Genomic DNA, 16,512 nt, shown 5'->3' on the forward strand with positions numbered 1-16,512 from the left:
TCACTTTCTTTATCAAAAACTGAATCAAAATGTGAAAAATTTATGGAGACACATTAAATTCCATGCATCATATTCCCAACATTTATTATATCAGAAAAGCGCACACAAACAAACAGGCGTCCCGTGTCAATCTACGGAACACCTGTTTATCCATCATTCTTCTTCCACATGGGTTTTTGGCTTCAATTGCTTCATATAGGGAGTCTGCCGAATTTTTTTCGTGTTTTTTACCGCCAGTTCGTGAAAATACAACTGGGCATGCACATGCGGCTCCCCTTCTCTTGGCTGTACTCTCGTATATGTGCCGTCCGGCTTCAGCGTCCTTGCCTTGACATTATCACTAAGTAATATATGTAAAATATCTTTTACACGTTCTTTGAGCGATTTCACCTCAATCGGAAACATAATTTCCACACGCCGCTCCATATTGCGTGTCATCCAATCTGCGCTTGATAGATACACCAGTTCATCGCCGCCATTTTGGAAATAGAAAACCCGTGAATGTTCCAGGAACCGATCCACAATGCTGCGCACGCGTATATTCTCGCTTATGCCCGGCATGCCAGGGCGCAGACAACAAATGCCCCGTACAATCATATCAATCTGCACACCTGCAATCGACGCTTTGAATAAAGCTTTAATTAACTTTTTATCGGTCAGGGAATTCATTTTTAAAATAATGCGTCCTGGCTTTTCCAGTGTGCTTTTTGCAATTTCGTTGTCAATCAACTGCAAAATCCGGTTGCGCAAACCATTCGGAGCAACCTCTATTTTTTTCCACTTGGGTGGCTTGGAATAACCGGACAAATGATTGAAAATATAGGACGCATCAATACCAAACTGTTCGTTGCATGTAAACATCCCCAAATCGGTGTAAAGCCGCGCGGTGGAATCATTATAATTGCCTGTGCCAAGGTGAACGTACCGAATAAGCTTCTGCCCTTCCTGACGCACAATAAGCGTAATTTTACAGTGAGTTTTTAACCCGACCAATCCATAAATCACATGGCATCCCGCTTTTTCCAACTTCTTCGCCCAGACGATGTTGTTTTCCTCGTCAAACCGCGCTTTGAGTTCAACAAGAACCGTAACCTGCTTGCCGTTCTCTGCCGCTTTCGCGAGCGCATTTACGATGGGAGAGTCCCCGCTGACCCTGTACAGCGTTTGCTTGATTGCTAACACATTTGGATCATCCGCCGCCTGTTTAACAAAGTGGACGACCGGATCGAATGATTCATACGGATGGTGCACGAGAATATCCTTATGGGCAATGGCTTCGAAGATGTTATTTTCCCCGATAAAATCGGCCGGCGGCTGCGGCGGTAAACTGCGGTAGCGCAATTCGTTGTAGCCAGGTAACGACAGAACAAACTTCATTAGAAACGTTAAATCCAGCGGCCCTTCAACTTCATAAATATCGCACGCTTCGATTTCTAACGACTCTTGCAAAATTGCCTTCATGTACTCATCCATTTCACATGTTACTTCAAGCCGCACAGCAGAACTCCATCTGCGCTTTTTTAATTCTTTCTGGATTTCTTTCAATAAATCCTCCGTACCTTCTTCATCAAGCGTCAAATCGGCGTTACGCGTAATACGAAACGGTTTGACTGAAAGAATACGATTGCCCTTAAACAGGAAATCCACATAGTGGCAAATGACATCTTCAAGCAGAATAAACTGCGCGATTCCTTCCGGACTGGGCAGCTGAATATAGCGCGGCAATACCGAAGGCACCTGCACCACAGCAAACAGCAACTTGCTTTTTCCATCTCGTTCACTGTCCAATGTTACGGCTAGATTAACACTTCTGTTCAAAAGCATTGGGAACGGACGGCTTGCATCAACCGCCATCGGGGTCAAAACCGGATAAATGCGGTCATAAAAGTAGGTCCTCACAAATCTGTGCTGCTCTTCTGTCAACTCCTCAGGCTTTACAAACGAAATGCCGTAAGAGGCAAGCAACGGAATAAACGTTTCGTGCAATAGTCTATACTGCTTTTCCACCATTTTGTGCGCCTCCCGTGAAACGGCTTCCAGTTGCTGGCGGGGGGTCATGCCAGATTTGTTATCCGGGGTCGTAATTCCGTGCTTTTCCTGGTCTTTCATTGAGCCGACCCGGATCATAAAAAATTCATCCAGATTTGAGCTTGTAATCGCCAGAAACTTAAGACGCTCCAGCAACGGATTTTTTTCATCTTCCGCTTCTTCCAGCACGCGATGATTAAAGGCGAGCCAGCTTAGTTCACGGTTAATATAGTATTCCGTGCAATCAAAATCGATCGTATCACCTCTTTTATTTTCAAGACTTTTTCTTCCTTGCCCCATAATCTGATACCTCTTCTTTAATTAATGATTTTTCTCATGGTGTTTTTGCCCACTTCACATGAAGCGGAATTCCAAATTGCTTTTTAAATTTCTTCCTATGTTCTTCAAGTGTTTGCGCTTCCAGCGAACGTTCATCCACCCCTTGACATCGCAGTATCACACACTTTCCTTCCCGCGTAAGCTTAACATTGGATACCTGCTGGCTTTCCGTACGGTCGAGCGCACGGGCCATAAGCAAAAGCAGTCCAAGTTGTTCCACCATTTGCAAATCAGCTTCAGAAACGAGCGATTCATAAGGTGCGACAAGTCTCTGTAGCCGTTTTGCCCCTTTATAAGAAGCAATGAGCGCAGTGAGAAGCTGTTCTCTGTGGGTCAGACCCGGCAGCAATACATGCATAAGTAAGTAAAAGGTATGTTGCTGCCATTCACCAAGATTAATCATACGACCGATATCATGCAATCGGGCAGCAACACTCAACAGCCGCCGCTCTTCCTCGCCGTAGATATGAAGTCCCTGGCGGGCAAGCTGGTCAAACATTGTGCGACACACACTGTCCACATGCCGGGCATGTAAGACGTTAACGTTGTAATTAGCCATAAACATGGCTACCCCTTCTTCAACCACATCTTCAATTAAAGGCAAGTTCCTTGCTTGAAGACGCGCTTCCATATAAACGCCGTCTCTAAGACCTTTATTACTGATAATAAACTTACTCGTACCTATATATTCCAACAAAATTTTAATAATAGAGATACCAGCGACAATAATGTCGGCTCTTTCCTTCGACAATCCCTCTACATTCTGCATCTGCGCTGGAGAAAGTTCTCTTAGATAATGGTAGACTGAATCAACCTGGTACTTCTTCATCTGGTAATAATGAAGACCGGGAAACGGATAACGTGTCATTTTTTGATGCACTTTTCCAAGGTTTCGTACTGTACCTCCTATACCGATGAGAGGATATTTTTTTTCCTTTATCCATGAGTAAGCGGAAAATTCTTTCCGCAAATACTCCTCCATCGCTGCTATTTCCGCCTCAGTTGGGGAAAAATGACCAAAAAAGCGCCTCGTTAACGTAACCGCTCCAAACGGAAAGCTATGGCTTTCCGCGAGCTTCCGACCGGAGATTTTAACCAATTCCGAACTTGCACCACCGATATCCACTGTCAACGCTTCGGTGATGTTCATTGTATTAACCACCGCCAAATATCCGTAATACGCTTCTTCTTCCCCTGAAAGCACGCGCAATGTAAAACCTGTTTCTTGATAAATTTGCTCAAGAAACGCTTCACAGTTCCGCGCATTGCGTACGGCTGCGGTAGCGACGCCTGTTACCGCAGATACCTCACGTGCCTGACAAAGTTGACGATATTGTCGAAGAACGCGAATCGCTTCTTGAATCCCCTGTTCAGTAATATCGTTATTTTCATCCAAAAAAGCGCCTAAACGAATCGTATTCTTAATATTATCAACTTCATAGACCGCGCCTCCAGCGGCTTCGTAATAAATAACAAGCCTCACAGAGTTAGAGCCCATGTCGATAACGGCACTATATTTTCCCATCCGCACACAACCTTATCGCTTCTTTTCATGTTCTACTGGTTATTGTAATAAAAAAATGTTGAAGTTTTGTAAATGTTTTGTGAAGACTCGCATTACCTTCCCAATTAAACGAACCGACACGATGCATATTTACAGAAAGTTCTCCTTATTTATTCTATACATAATTCAGGTATAATAAAGATTATTTGTATATATCTAGAAAGAGCTGTATCATAGGGGATGAAGGATGTGAGCGTGTTGAAAAAGTCTATAATTGCGGATGGAATTTTATTGCTTGTCGCCCTTGTTTGGGGAGCGACCTTTGTTGTCGTGCAAAACGCAATAGCCAAGTTGCCACCTCTTACATTTAACGGCATACGCTTTTTTCTTGCTTCAATCTTTTTGCTTTTATTTTTGTTGCTTTTTTATCGGCCCCAGTTGCGCCAGATAAACGGCAAGTTAATACGGGCTGGCGTAATTCTTGGCGCTTGGCTGTTCTCAGGATATGCCTTTCAAACGATCGGCCTGTTATATACGACCTCTTCTAAAGCTGGTTTTATAACAGGTTTGTCCGTTGTACTTGTACCTGTATTTGCGCTTCTGATCTTAAAACAACGGCCAAGAATGCCTGCTATCATCGGGGCGCTCCTAGCCACAGCTGGCCTTTATCTTTTAACATTGGGCGATACATTTTCCATTAACCAGGGAGACCTGCTCGTATTTATGTGTGCCATTTGCTTCGCGTTGCAAATTATTTTCACCGGCCGCTACGCGCCGCATTTTCCTTCCTTGGCGCTTGCGTTCGTGCAAATTCTTACTGTAGCTGTATTAAGCGGAGGAGCGGCTTTCTTTTTCGAAGACTGGCAAAGCTCGCTAACATGGGAAACGCTAACGCTCCCTTCCATATACTGGGCACTGCTTATTACAGCCATTCCAGCCACCGCGCTGGCGTTTCTGGCACAAACAGAATGTCAGCGATTTACGACTACAACCCGCGTCGCACTCATTTATGCAATGGAGCCCGTATTTGCTGCTATAACCGCCTACTTATTCAATGGCGAAATTCTCGGCGGACGAGCGCTTATTGGCTGTCTTTTCATCTTTACTGGCATGATTCTTTCGGAACTGCAAACCGAACAATTAACCAGTTGGATAAAAAAACGAAACACTTCATATTAAGAATAAGAAAAACTCGCGGAGCGCACCCGCGAGTTTTTCACTGCTTTTATATTCCCTCTTCTTTTTCGCTTGAACCGTCACGAATTTTTTTCCAAATGGCCGTCCATGCTTCCTCTTTGCCCTGTCCGGTTTCAGCAGAGAAAAGAATAAGCGTGTCTTCTTTCTCCATTCCAAGTATCACACGAATCTCTTTCGCATGCTTCTGCCACTTGCCACGCGGAATTTTGTCGGTTTTAGTTGCGACAACGATAACCGGAATCTCATAATGTTTCAGATAGGAAAACATTTCTTGATCATCCTTCGTCGGCTTGTGCCGGATGTCGACAACGTGAATAACAGCCTTTAACTGCTGTCTTGTTTGAAAGTATTCCTCCATCATCCGTCCCCATTTTGCTTTTTCTGCTTTGGAGACTTTCGCATAGCCATACCCTGGCAAATCAACAAAATACAACGCTTTATTAATCAAGTAATAGTTCAATGTTTGTGTTTTTCCCGGTTTAGAAGATGTTCGAGCCAGATTTTTTCTGTTTGCCATTTTGTTAATAAACGAAGATTTTCCCACATTAGAACGCCCTGCCAGAGCGAGTTCCGGCAGGGAACCTTGGGGATATTGCTTGGGAGAAACCGCGCTGATCACGAATTCAACCTGTGTCACTTTCATGCTTTCGCCGCCTTCAGAAGCGCCACATCGAGCACTTGGTCAAGATGTTCAACCGGAATAAATTTTAAATCCTGACGAACACTCTCCGGAATTTCTTCAATATCCTTCTCATTATCTTTGGGCAAAATCACTTTTTTTAATCCCGCGCGATGGGCAGCTAACGCTTTCTCTTTTAGTCCTCCGATTGGCAACACACGACCTCTCAGCGTAATCTCCCCCGTCATGCCAACCTCACGGGAAACCGGCACACCGCTGAGCGCAGACACAAGCGCTGTCGCTATCGTGATTCCGGCGGACGGACCGTCCTTTGGAATCGCACCTTCTGGAACGTGAATGTGAATATCAGACTTTTCATGGAAATCAGGATCAATATTTAATTCGCCGGATCGGGAACGAATATAACTGAACGCTGCCTGTGCCGACTCTTTCATCACATCACCTAACTGGCCGGTTAACATCAGCTTCCCCTTACCGGGCACGACCGAAACTTCAATAGTGAGCGTATCGCCACCGGCCTCCGTCCAGGCCAACCCGGTAACCGCTCCTACTTGATCTTCTGTCTCGGCAAGGCCGTAGCGGAACCTCGGTTTGCCCAGCATATCCTCCAACGTTTTCACGGTTACAACGACACGCTTTTTCACGCCTGAGACGATCATGCGGGCCGCTTTACGACAAATCGTTTCCATCATCCGATTCAAATTACGTACGCCCGCTTCCCGCGTATACTGGCGGATGACTTTAAGCAGCGCTTCTTCCTGCACCTGTAGACGATCACGCCCAAGCCCATGCTCTTTCATCTGTTTCGGCAACAAATAGTTCTGGCAAATTTTCAGTTTCTCGACTTCCGTATACCCTGGAATGTACAGAACCTCCATACGGTCAAGCAACGGGCGCGGAATTGTATGTACCGCGTTTGCCGTCGTGATGAACATAACGGACGACAGATCATATGGCTCTTCAATATAGTGATCACTAAACGTGTCATTCTGGTTTGGATCAAGCACCTCCAGCAACGCTGCCCCCGGATCGCCACGAAAGTCTATGGACATCTTATCGATTTCATCAAGCAAAAATACAGGATTCATCGTGCCTGCTGTCTTCATTCCTTGAATAATGCGGCCTGGCATTGCGCCTACGTACGTACGGCGATGGCCACGAATTTCCGCTTCGTCGCGAACTCCACCAAGGGAAATACGGACAAACTTGCGGTTAAGTGCCCGGGCTACGGAGCGAGCCAGCGACGTTTTACCAACACCCGGCGGCCCAACCAAGCACAAAATGGGACCTTTCAGCTTGTTTACAAGCTTTTGCACAGCTAGATATTCAAGTACGCGTTCTTTCGCTTTCTCCAACCCAAAATGGTCTTCATCCAATACCTTTTCTGCATGCTGCAAGTCGAGGTTATCTTCCGTCCGTTTAGTCCACGGTAGAGAAATCAACCATTCGATATATGTGCGAATTACGTTGCCTTCGGCGCTTGTCGGCGGGGTTTTCTCTAGGCGTTCCAGTTCGCGTTCCACCTTCTCAACAATATTAGCAGGCGGATTCGCTTCTGCTAATTTCTTGCGCAGTTCCTCCACTTCGCCAGCGCGCCCTTCTTTTTCACCCAGTTCTTTTTGAATGGCCTTCATTTGCTCACGCAGATAGTATTCTTTCTGCGTTCTTTCCATCTGTTTTTTCACGCGTTGCCCGATTTTCCGCTCCAGTTCCAGCACTTCACGTTCATTATTCAGGATAGTAAGCAGCTTTTCTAAGCGCTCCTTCACCGACACGGTTTCCAGTATATCCTGCTTGTCACGAATTTTAAGCGGAAGGTGGGATATAATGATATCCGCTAAACGGCCGGGTTCGTTAATATCAGCAACAGAAGCGAATGTCTCCGGAATAATCTTCTTCGATAAGTTGACATACTGCTCAAAGTTGGCAAGCACGGTTCGCATTAATGCTTCAATTTCGGGGGTAATTGTCTGATCTTCTTCCAGATATGAAATCTGAACTTCAAAATACTCATCTTCTTGAACATAATTCTCTATTTTTGCGCGGCTGACCCCTTCCACAAGCACGCGAATGGTTCCATTTGGCAATTTGAGCATTTGCTTTACTCGTACTACAGTTCCGATGGTAAAGATCTGCTCTTTTTCAGGTTCCTCAATGTGCACTTCTTCCTGTGTAGAAAGAAGAACAAGATTATCGTCGACCATTGCTTTTTCCAGCGCTTTCACAGACTTGGGACGGCCTACATCAAGGTGTAGAACCATGCCGGGAAACACCAGCAATCCTCGCAACGGGAGAAGAGGGATTCGTCTCTCTTTTTCGTTTGTTCCCATCTTTTCTACCTCCAAATCCCTGTACCTTCGGCATGAAATGAGTACCAATACAAGGTTTTCTTCACTTCATTTTAGCTTAACTGCTATTGGTTGTCTAACCCTAGAGCAACATAAACTACGTCAAATGGAGGTAGGAGATGGATTGAGCATTTCACCCGTATGGCGCAGAACGGTTTCAAGTGTCTGGGACGCCGTCTCGTTTTGTGGTACAATTGCATAGCGCAGCACTTCATCCAGCTTTTCTACTGCTACAACCTCGATACCTTCCATCTGTGCAAAAATATCCTGCCAGTTCTCTTTCGGCACCAGCACTTTTTTGACGCCAGCCAGGCGGGCTGCTTCCACTTTAGCAACCACGCCCCCAATCGGCTTGACTGTACCATGAATGCTTAACTCCCCTGTCATAGCGACGTAGTTATCCACCGGCTGTTTTGTGATCGCAGAATAAATAGCGGTTGCCATCGCAATTCCAGCTGAAGGGCCATCAATCGGAACGCCGCCTGGAAAGTTAACGTGCAACGTATAACCCAATGTATCTATTCCCTGCAACCGAAGAACGGTCAGCACATTTTCAAGCGAACTGCGCGCCATTGACTTACGACGCAGCGTTCTTCCTCTACCTCCTACCTCTTCTTCATCGACAACCCCCGTAATTGTGATCGTGCCCATTCCAGGGGCCGTAGCTTTCGCGGCCGTTACTTCAATTTCTAATAAAGCGCCCATGTTCGGTCCGTAGACGGCTAAACCGTTCACAAGTCCGACGTACGCTCCTCCCAACACTTTCTTGTCTGGACGTGGGGATTTTTGACTGCTGTTGACAACCCATTCGATATCCGCTTTCGTAATTTTTTGTCGCTGTTCCGTAATAGCGATTCCAGCAGCGATTTGCATCATATTGACCGCCTCGCGGCCGTTCGTAGCATAGCGGGTCAAAAACTCAATCGCTCCTTCTTCCGCTTCCATTTTCATTTTTTCCACCGCATTTTTTGCGATTGTATAAATTTCTGAAGGAACAAGCGGACGGAAGAAAATCTCCAAGCAACGCGAACGAAGCGCAGGGGGAAGTTCATCCGGCGTGCGCGTTGTCGCTCCTACAAGCCGGAAATCAGCAGGAAGGCCATTCTGAAAAATATCATGAATATGTTTAGGGATTTGCTGATTTTCTTCGCTATAATAGGCGCTCTCAAGAAACACTTTGCGATCCTCGAGCACTTTCAACAATTTATTAAGTTGCACAGGATGAAGTTCCCCAATTTCGTCTATGAATAAAATCCCACCATGCGCCTTCGTAACCGCGCCCGGCTTCGGTTGCGGAATGCCTGCCTGTCCCATGGCGCCCGCGCCTTGGTAAATCGGGTCATGCACCGAACCGATGAGCGGATCAGCAATCCCCCTCTCGTCAAAGCGCGCAGTTGTAGCATCAATTTCCGTAAACTGTGCATCTTCTTTAAACGGAGAAGAAGACTGTTTTTTTGCCTCTTCTAAGATGACGCGGGCTGCCGCCGTTTTGCCGACCCCAGGAGGACCATAGATGATAACGTGTTGCGGATTCGGGCCGCATAGCGCAGCACGTAAAGCACGAAGACCATCCTCCTGACCAATGATGTCGCTTAGCGTAGCCGGACGCGTCTTTTCAGCAAGCGGTTCAGAAAGAGAAATGGAACGCATCCTGCGAAGCTGCTCCATTTCTTTTCTCGATTCCCGATCTACATAGGTTCGGCTACTGCGCTGATTTTTGAGCAAGCTCATGAAATACATGCCGATAATCACAGCGAAAAAAACTTGAATCAATGTTAGTATAAGTGTCCAGTTCATATGTCCCTCCTATGTATAAAGTCAAGAATTCCAACGCCCCGTGTTATCTAGGTGTATTATTGCCTATAAGGAGAGGGAATAAACGAAAAGCAAATACGGGACATATCTTCTGCTTTTGGATTACATCTTCCCAAAAAAAAAGACGCCGGAAAAAATTCCGACGTCTTTTTTCAACTTTTACTACATTTACGCGCTTTCTGGTTTGCTGTCCGTGATGAGTTTACCCTGTTTGGTATACAATTCAGGGTTGCCTTTTTGTTTGACGGTCTCTTCCGTGATCACGCACTTAACAATATCATCGCGGGACGGAATATCAAACATGATATCAAGCATGATACTTTCAATGATGGAACGCAGACCACGCGCGCCTGTATTGCGCTTAATTGCTTCTTTCGCAATTTCGCGAAGCGCACCTTCCGTAAACACCAATTCGGCATTATCCATTTCAAGTAATTTTTGATATTGCTTGACAAGAGCATTTTTTGGTTCGGTTAAAATGCGAACCAAAGCATCTTCATCCAGCGGATCAAGCGTAGTAATTACCGGCAGACGACCGACAAATTCCGGAATCAAACCAAATTTCAGCAAATCTTCCGGGAGTACTTGCTTCAGGATTTCGCCGGATTTTAAATCTTTTTTGTTCGAGTCAGTTTCTGCCCCGAATCCGATAACCTTTTTACCGACACGACGCTTAATAATGGATTCGATACCGTCAAACGCGCCGCCTACAATGAACAAGATGTTCGAAGTATCAATTTGAATAAATTCTTGGTGCGGATGCTTGCGCCCGCCCTGCGGCGGCACGCTAGCCACCGTCCCTTCAAGAATTTTCAGCAATGCCTGCTGTACACCTTCCCCAGAAACATCGCGGGTAATGGATGGATTCTCGGATTTGCGCGCTACCTTGTCAATTTCGTCAATGTAAATAATGCCGCGTTCCGCTTTTTCCACATCATAATCCGCTGCCTGAATAAGCTTGAGAAGAATATTTTCAACGTCTTCGCCTACATATCCAGCTTCCGTAAGGGAGGTTGCGTCCGCAATTGCGAATGGTACGTTCAAAATGCGGGCCATCGTCTGGGCCAGCAACGTCTTTCCGCTTCCCGTAGGTCCAAGCATCAAAATATTGCTTTTTGCCAACTCTACATCGTCAATCTTTGCACCGGTATTGATTCTCTTATAATGGTTGTAAACAGCGACGGATAACGACTTCTTCGCCTCGTCCTGACCGATAACATAATCATCGAGAAAAGCTCGAATTTCATGCGGTTTCGGAATTTCTTTCAGGTCAATTTCTTCCTCTGTACCCAATTCCTCTTCCACAATTTCCGTACACAACTCGATGCATTCATCGCAAATATATACTCCAGGGCCAGCCACAAGCTTACGGACTTGCTCCTGAGATTTTCCACAGAACGAGCACTTAAGTTGACCTTTTTCATCGTTGAATTTAAACATGAAATCACCCCTTACTTTTAATCCCTACGAGTGATGACTTCGTCAATTAACCCGTATTCCTTCGCTTCAAGGGCAGACATAAAAAAATCGCGGTCCGTGTCGCGCTCGATTTTTTCAAGCGGCTGGCCTGTTCGCTGCGCATAAATTTTATTTATCTTTTCTTTCGTCTTTAAAATCCAGTCCGCATGGATTTTAATGTCCGCTGCCTGCCCGCGGATTCCGCCGAGCGGCTGGTGAATCATAACTTCGCTGTGCGGCAGCGCGAACCGCTTACCCTTAGCCCCGGCCATCAACAGGAACGAACCCATGCTAGCAGCCAGGCCGATGCAAATGGTTGATACATCCGGTTTAATATATTGCATGGTATCGTAAATCGCCATACCCGCTGTAATCGAGCCTCCGGGAGAATTTATGTATAAGTGTATGTCCTTGTCCGGATCCTCAGCAGCTAAAAATAAAAGCTGCGCCACCACCGCATTCGCCACCTGGTCATCAATTTCAGAGCCAAGCATAACAATGCGGTCTTTCAATAAGCGGGAATAAATATCATACGCACGTTCTCCCCTGTTTGTACTTTCCACAACATAAGGTATAACACTCATAGCGAGCAATCCTCCCTTCAACACTCATTATGTATTATGGTTTTGAAAAACAAGGCACGAAAATTCGTGCCTTGTTTCTGGTTGTTGTTATATTATGACATCATTTGCTGCTCTCGACAAGCAGATCGATGGTTTTGCGTATGCGGATATCGTTTTTGAGGCTTTCCAAGTTGTCACGTGCTTCAAAGATTTTGCGCAGCTCTTCAACCGGACGATTGTATTGCTCGGACAGCTCTTCCAGTTCTTTATTCACGTCTTCATCCGTTACTTCCACGTTCTCAGCCTTTCCAATCGCTTCAAGCACTAATGTCGTGCGCACGCGCTTTTCAGCATCCGGCTGAAACTGTTCGCGGAGCTTTTCTTCGTCAAGACCTGTAAATTGATAGTACAGATCCAGGTTCATGCCTTGGAATTGAAGGCGTTGCGCAAAGTCATTCACCATGTGATTCACTTCATGCTCTACCATCACTTCCGGCAGATCGATTTCCGCATTTTCTGTCGCTTTTTCAATCAGAGCTTCTTTTTTGTAGTTTTCGGCGTCAATTTTTGCTTTTTCTTCAAGTTTATTCTTGATATCGGCTTTCAATTCTTCCAACGTATCAAATTCGCTCACGTCTTTTGCGAATTCATCATCAAGCTCAGGCAGGTTCTTGCGCTTGATTTCGTTTACTTTCACTTTGAATACGGCAGGCTTACCGGCTAATTCTTTTGCATGGTATTCTTCCGGGAACGTGACGTTGATATCTTTTTCTTCGCCTTTTTTCATGCCGATAACCTGGTCTTCAAATCCAGGGATGAAGGTTCCAGAACCGATTTCAAGCTGATAGTTATCAGCTTCACCACCCTCGAACGCTTCGCCATCCACGAAACCTTTAAAGTCGATAATGGCATAGTCGCCTTTTTCAATCGTTGCATCATCTTCCAGAACAACAAGCTCGGCGCTGCGGTTCTGCATGTTCTTAAGTTCCTCTTCTACCATTTCATCGGTCACAGAGAAGTCTTTTTCTTCTACTGTTAGACCTTTGTATTCACCCAGTTTTACCTCCGGCTTAACCGTTACGGTCGCTTTGAAAATCAAAGGCTGGCCTTTGGCAATTTGCTGTATATCCACTTCCGGACGGTCAACTGGCTCGATACCCGTTTCCTGCACCGCTTCGGTATATGCTTCAGGAAGAATAATATCAAGAGCGTCTTGATATAAAGACTCTACCCCGAAACGCGCTTCAAAAATCTTGCGAGGCACTTTACCTTTACGGAATCCGGGAACATTTACTTTTTTCACGACTTTCACAAATGCTTGGTCGATCGCTTTGTCTACACGGGCTTCTTCCACTTCGACAGTGAGCACGCCCTGGTTATTCTCTAACTTTTCCCAAGTTGCCTTCATTTAAACTTTCCCCTCCTAAAAATCTATAACCAATACAAGTGCTATTGCGAAAATACACACTATGTATGTTACTACATCTGCCATTATAACCACTTCATTATATCATAATCAAATCTCTTTTCAACTTTCTATTCGCTCGTTTTTGTCATCTATCCAAACAACGTGAATCCAAGTTCAACACTTCCGCTAATACCTGATAACGCTGCCTGATAGTAAAAGAGGGAACATTATACAATTCGGCAACTTCCTGTTCGTTCTGTGCCGTAGCCAAAAGTCTGGCCACACTATAATGAAGCGCCGCGGCCCATTCTTGCGGCGAATCGACCTGCGGATGCAACGGATAGACCGTGAACAAATATTCAAGCCAAAGTTGGAAAGCAAATGATAGAAAAGAAGGCGCCTGATGATGCGCGATACGAAACAAACATGTAAGCACCTGTCGTTCCTCCGCTGGCAGCTCTTCATCACATAGCGGCACTTCCTCAATAAGAACATCAAACTTTTCCCCGAATTTGTAGAGGAAAACTGGGCCGGTTTCTCCCATCTGTTTCAACGCCCGTAACGCGAACGTTTTTAAAATGGGATCCGGATATACAAGCATTAAATATTCTTTTAAAGCTGCTACGATTTCCGGAGAAGAAATGTGCTTTAACTGTTCAATTGCTCCTAACTGTTCTTCAAAAGTGCCATCTTCCAGCTTTTCATAAAGTCGAGATATATACTCTGGATTTACTTCTGTCTTCCGCAGAACCGTTCTTCGTGTAAAATATTCCCTGTCAGTCATCTCTTCTTCATTCGTCTTTTCAGCCTGAAGCATCTTGTGCAACGCCTCGATCTCACTTAGAAAAGGCGCAAGCTCCTTCATCTCTGTTGCAGATTCCAATAATTCCCTAACACCTGCAAAATCCTCCATTTTTAAAAGGATAGCAAGATAAATACGAAATGCATGAATCGTGTCTCCACGCTTCTGTTTCCACATTCTCTCCGCATACTGAAGCGCTTCATCGTATTGTCCGATTCGCATCAATATCTCAGCGCTTGTCTGCAAAGCTTCAGAATGATACGGATCAAATCGAAGAATCGACTGGGCGTATTCAAGCGCTTCATCATGCTGTCCGCGCTCAAGGGCTTCCCTCGCCTGCTCAATTTTTCTTTCCACAAGACCTGGAAACAAAATCACCTTGTCTTTTCTACGTCCTTGCGACATTAAATGCTCACCTCTTCGAAGCCTTCTGAATCACCCTCCGTTTATTCTCGGTCATTGGCTCTGGGCAGCAAAAAATCACGGCTCAATCCCGGCTGTTTGCGCCCTCCCATTGAATAAAAAGAAACCGTAATCTTTACTTTATCCTTTTCTGCCTCTTCCACATCCAGCACCGCGTACGTAGGAAGCGTATAAGAACGAGGCAAAAGCAGGCTACCCGGATTAACGTATAAAATCCCGTCGTCTTCAATGGCGGTAATTTCGTGTGTATGGCCAAACAGCACAAGGTTTGCTCCCGTTTCTATTGCTTTATATCGCAAGCGCATCGGAGTTTGCTTTACGCCATATAAATGTCCGTGCGTCTGAAAAATCAGCAGTGGGCCAATTCGGATAACGTTTTCCTCAGGGACTTCCATATCGCTGTCACAATTGCCCCGGACATATGTAAGTTCCGGCGCTTTCTCCCGTGGGTAGCAAAAGTCCCCGCAATGAAACGCGACATCATGCGGATGACGCGCCAATATATCCGGAATATGCTTCAGGCTCCCATGCGTATCGCTGATCACAATAAGCCTCATACAAAGCGCTCCTTGAGCACCGCCTCCAATTTACCTAAAGCTTGGCCGCGATGGCTGATGCGGTTTTTCTCTTCCGGAGAGAGTTCCGCCATCGTCCGCTGTTTTTCAGGCAAAAAGAAGTGCGGATCGTACCCGAATCCATTTTCCCCCTTCGGTGCAAGAACAATACGTCCTTCACATGTTCCCCTCACAAGCAATGTTTCCCCCTGCGGCACAGCCAGCGCCAGCACGGATACAAAGCGCGCACACCGCTTGTCTTCAGGGATATCGCGCAAAAGTGAAACGAGTTTAGCATTATTCTCTTCATCTGTCGCATCCGGTCCGGCAAACCTGGCTGAATACACGCCCGGCTTCCCGTCCAGCGCATCCACTTCAAGCCCGGAATCATCCGCCAATGCAGGAAGACCTGTCACTTGCGCAATTGTCTCCGCTTTCTTTCGTGCGTTGGCTTCAAATGTTTCCCCATCTTCCACTACATCCGGCATATCGGGAAAATCAGCAACCGTGAGCACCTCTACGTCAAACACTGCAAACATTCGGCTAAACTCGCCGATTTTCCCCTTATTCTTCGTTGCTAGCACAATCTTTTTCCATGGAAAAGTCTGTTTAGGCATTCTCAACCGTCTCCTCATCCCTTCCGCCGATTCGGTTGCCCAATTCACCTAACACTTCCTTCTGTACGGCGATTAAGTCAGTAACCCCTTTCTTACCGTAAGCCAAAAGCTCCTGGAGCTCTTCCGGGCTAAATGGGGATTCTTCACCCGTTCCTTGGACTTCTACATACTTCCCTTTCCCCGTCATCACGATGTTCATGTCCACTTTAGCCTGAGAATCTTCCACATAGCATAAATCGAGATGGACTTTTTCCTCTACGATTCCCACGCTAACCGCAGCAAGAAAGTCGGTTACCGGCAATTTAGGAATCAGTTGTTTTTCGACAAGTTTGTCCATAGCGGATACCATTGCTACGTATGCCCCAGTAATTGACGCAGTACGTGTGCCACCATCCGCCTGAATCACGTCGCAGTCAAGCCAGATCGTTCTTTCGCCCAGCGCTTCCAGGTCTACGACCGAGCGAAGCGCACGCCCGATTAAACGCTGGATCTCCTGCGTTCTTCCGCTTATCTTGCCGCGACTGGATTCCCGCGCGTTGCGTGTTTCCGTCGCCCGCGGTAGCATGGAATATTCGGCCGTTACCCAGCCGCATCCCTGGCCGCGCATAAATGGCGGTACTTTCTCTTCCACAGTAGCTGTGCATATTACTTTAGTATCTCCCATCTCAATTAATACCGAGCCTTCAGCATGCTTTATATAATCCATCGTAATAGTAACCGGTCGAATCTGATTGTATTCCCGTCCGTCGATTCTCATGCCATTCCCTCCCAATTCTCGTTTCTGGCTTATTATAGCACAACCCACAAAATAACATG

Annotated in this window: 13 protein-coding genes; 1 reads left to right on the forward strand and 12 read right to left on the reverse strand. The window is 46.0% G+C overall.

The window, feature by feature from the left end; all coding sequences use genetic code 11:
- Positions 1-153: 153 nt before the first annotated feature.
- The gene (locus tag K3F53_RS14930) at positions 154-2,328 is read right to left on the reverse strand and encodes an RNA degradosome polyphosphate kinase (RefSeq protein ID WP_220559083.1); all 2,175 of its coding nucleotides are present in this window, start codon (positions 2,326-2,328) and stop codon (positions 154-156) included.
- A gap of 34 nt (positions 2,329-2,362) precedes the next feature.
- On the reverse strand, positions 2,363-3,892 hold the full coding sequence (ppx, locus tag K3F53_RS14935) for an exopolyphosphatase (protein WP_220559084.1): 1,530 nt from the start codon (positions 3,890-3,892) through the stop codon (positions 2,363-2,365).
- A gap of 237 nt (positions 3,893-4,129) precedes the next feature.
- On the opposite strand from ppx, the gene K3F53_RS14940 reads away from it, so the two are divergent.
- Positions 4,130-5,050 (forward strand): DMT family transporter, encoded by a 921-nt coding sequence (locus K3F53_RS14940; RefSeq protein WP_057900235.1) that lies wholly within the window; start codon positions 4,130-4,132, stop codon positions 5,048-5,050.
- A gap of 46 nt (positions 5,051-5,096) precedes the next feature.
- Here K3F53_RS14940 and yihA read toward each other — a convergent pair whose 3' ends face one another.
- The 10 genes from yihA to rph all read right to left on the reverse strand — a co-directional run bounded on the left by yihA (position 5,097) and on the right by rph (position 16,453).
- On the reverse strand, positions 5,097-5,711 hold the full coding sequence (yihA, locus tag K3F53_RS14945; protein WP_220559085.1) for a ribosome biogenesis GTP-binding protein YihA/YsxC: 615 nt from the start codon (positions 5,709-5,711) through the stop codon (positions 5,097-5,099).
- Positions 5,708-8,038, reverse strand: coding sequence for an endopeptidase La (gene lon / locus K3F53_RS14950; RefSeq protein ID WP_057897852.1), 2,331 nt, complete (start codon positions 8,036-8,038; stop codon positions 5,708-5,710). Before lon ends, yihA begins: the two co-directional genes overlap by 4 nt.
- Positions 8,039-8,158: 120 nt before the next feature.
- On the reverse strand, positions 8,159-9,853 hold the full coding sequence (gene lonB / locus K3F53_RS14955) for an ATP-dependent protease LonB (RefSeq protein ID WP_057897851.1): 1,695 nt from the start codon (positions 9,851-9,853) through the stop codon (positions 8,159-8,161).
- Positions 9,854-10,039: 186 nt separating this feature from the next.
- The gene (gene clpX, locus K3F53_RS14960; RefSeq protein ID WP_057897850.1) at positions 10,040-11,311 is read right to left on the reverse strand and encodes an ATP-dependent protease ATP-binding subunit ClpX; all 1,272 of its coding nucleotides are present in this window, start codon (positions 11,309-11,311) and stop codon (positions 10,040-10,042) included.
- A 17-nt stretch (positions 11,312-11,328) separates the two neighbouring features.
- On the reverse strand, positions 11,329-11,913 hold the full coding sequence (clpP, locus tag K3F53_RS14965) for an ATP-dependent Clp endopeptidase proteolytic subunit ClpP (RefSeq protein WP_057897849.1): 585 nt from the start codon (positions 11,911-11,913) through the stop codon (positions 11,329-11,331).
- A gap of 100 nt (positions 11,914-12,013) precedes the next feature.
- Positions 12,014-13,300: a trigger factor gene (tig, locus tag K3F53_RS14970; RefSeq protein WP_057897848.1), complete on the reverse strand. Its 1,287-nt coding sequence runs from the start codon at positions 13,298-13,300 to the stop codon at positions 12,014-12,016.
- Positions 13,301-13,445: 145 nt separating this feature from the next.
- Positions 13,446-14,507, reverse strand: a complete 1,062-nt coding sequence (locus K3F53_RS14975) for a tetratricopeptide repeat protein (RefSeq protein ID WP_057897847.1) — start codon at positions 14,505-14,507, stop codon at positions 13,446-13,448.
- Between the two features lie 41 nt (positions 14,508-14,548).
- Positions 14,549-15,082: a metallophosphoesterase gene (locus K3F53_RS14980; protein ID WP_057897846.1), complete on the reverse strand. Its 534-nt coding sequence runs from the start codon at positions 15,080-15,082 to the stop codon at positions 14,549-14,551.
- Positions 15,079-15,696: an XTP/dITP diphosphatase gene (locus tag K3F53_RS14985; protein WP_057897845.1), complete on the reverse strand. Its 618-nt coding sequence runs from the start codon at positions 15,694-15,696 to the stop codon at positions 15,079-15,081. Before K3F53_RS14985 ends, K3F53_RS14980 begins: the two co-directional genes overlap by 4 nt.
- Entirely contained in the window at positions 15,689-16,453 is a 765-nt protein-coding gene (rph, locus tag K3F53_RS14990; RefSeq protein WP_220559086.1) for a ribonuclease PH, read from the reverse strand. The genes K3F53_RS14985 and rph overlap by 8 nt, the downstream gene beginning before the upstream one ends.
- Between the last annotated feature and the right edge of the window lie 59 nt (positions 16,454-16,512).

The sequence above is a fragment of the Aneurinibacillus thermoaerophilus genome, from assembly GCF_019603355.1.
Classification (GTDB): Bacteria; Bacillota; Bacilli; order Aneurinibacillales; family Aneurinibacillaceae; genus Aneurinibacillus; species Aneurinibacillus thermoaerophilus.

Excerpts from the sequence above, each read along its gene's own strand:
- K3F53_RS14930 (WP_220559083.1), bottom strand. The coding sequence starts at position 2,328 with ATGGGGCAAGGAAGAAAAAGTCTTGAAAATAAAAGAGGTGATACGATC.
- K3F53_RS14975 (WP_057897847.1), bottom strand. The coding sequence starts at position 14,507 with ATGTCGCAAGGACGTAGAAAAGACAAGGTGATTTTGTTTCCAGGTCTT.
- K3F53_RS14985 (WP_057897845.1), bottom strand. The coding sequence starts at position 15,696 with ATGCCTAAACAGACTTTTCCATGGAAAAAGATTGTGCTAGCAACGAAG.
- clpX (WP_057897850.1), bottom strand. The coding sequence starts at position 11,311 with ATGTTTAAATTCAACGATGAAAAAGGTCAACTTAAGTGCTCGTTCTGT.
- yihA (WP_220559085.1), bottom strand. The coding sequence starts at position 5,711 with ATGAAAGTGACACAGGTTGAATTCGTGATCAGCGCGGTTTCTCCCAAG.
- rph (WP_220559086.1), bottom strand. The coding sequence starts at position 16,453 with ATGAGAATCGACGGACGGGAATACAATCAGATTCGACCGGTTACTATT.
- ppx (WP_220559084.1), bottom strand. The coding sequence starts at position 3,892 with ATGGGAAAATATAGTGCCGTTATCGACATGGGCTCTAACTCTGTGAGG.
- tig (WP_057897848.1), bottom strand. The coding sequence starts at position 13,300 with ATGAAGGCAACTTGGGAAAAGTTAGAGAATAACCAGGGCGTGCTCACT.
- lon (WP_057897852.1), bottom strand. The coding sequence starts at position 8,038 with ATGGGAACAAACGAAAAAGAGAGACGAATCCCTCTTCTCCCGTTGCGA.
- K3F53_RS14980 (WP_057897846.1), bottom strand. The coding sequence starts at position 15,082 with ATGAGGCTTATTGTGATCAGCGATACGCATGGGAGCCTGAAGCATATT.
- lonB (WP_057897851.1), bottom strand. The coding sequence starts at position 9,853 with ATGAACTGGACACTTATACTAACATTGATTCAAGTTTTTTTCGCTGTG.
- clpP (WP_057897849.1), bottom strand. The coding sequence starts at position 11,913 with ATGAGTGTTATACCTTATGTTGTGGAAAGTACAAACAGGGGAGAACGT.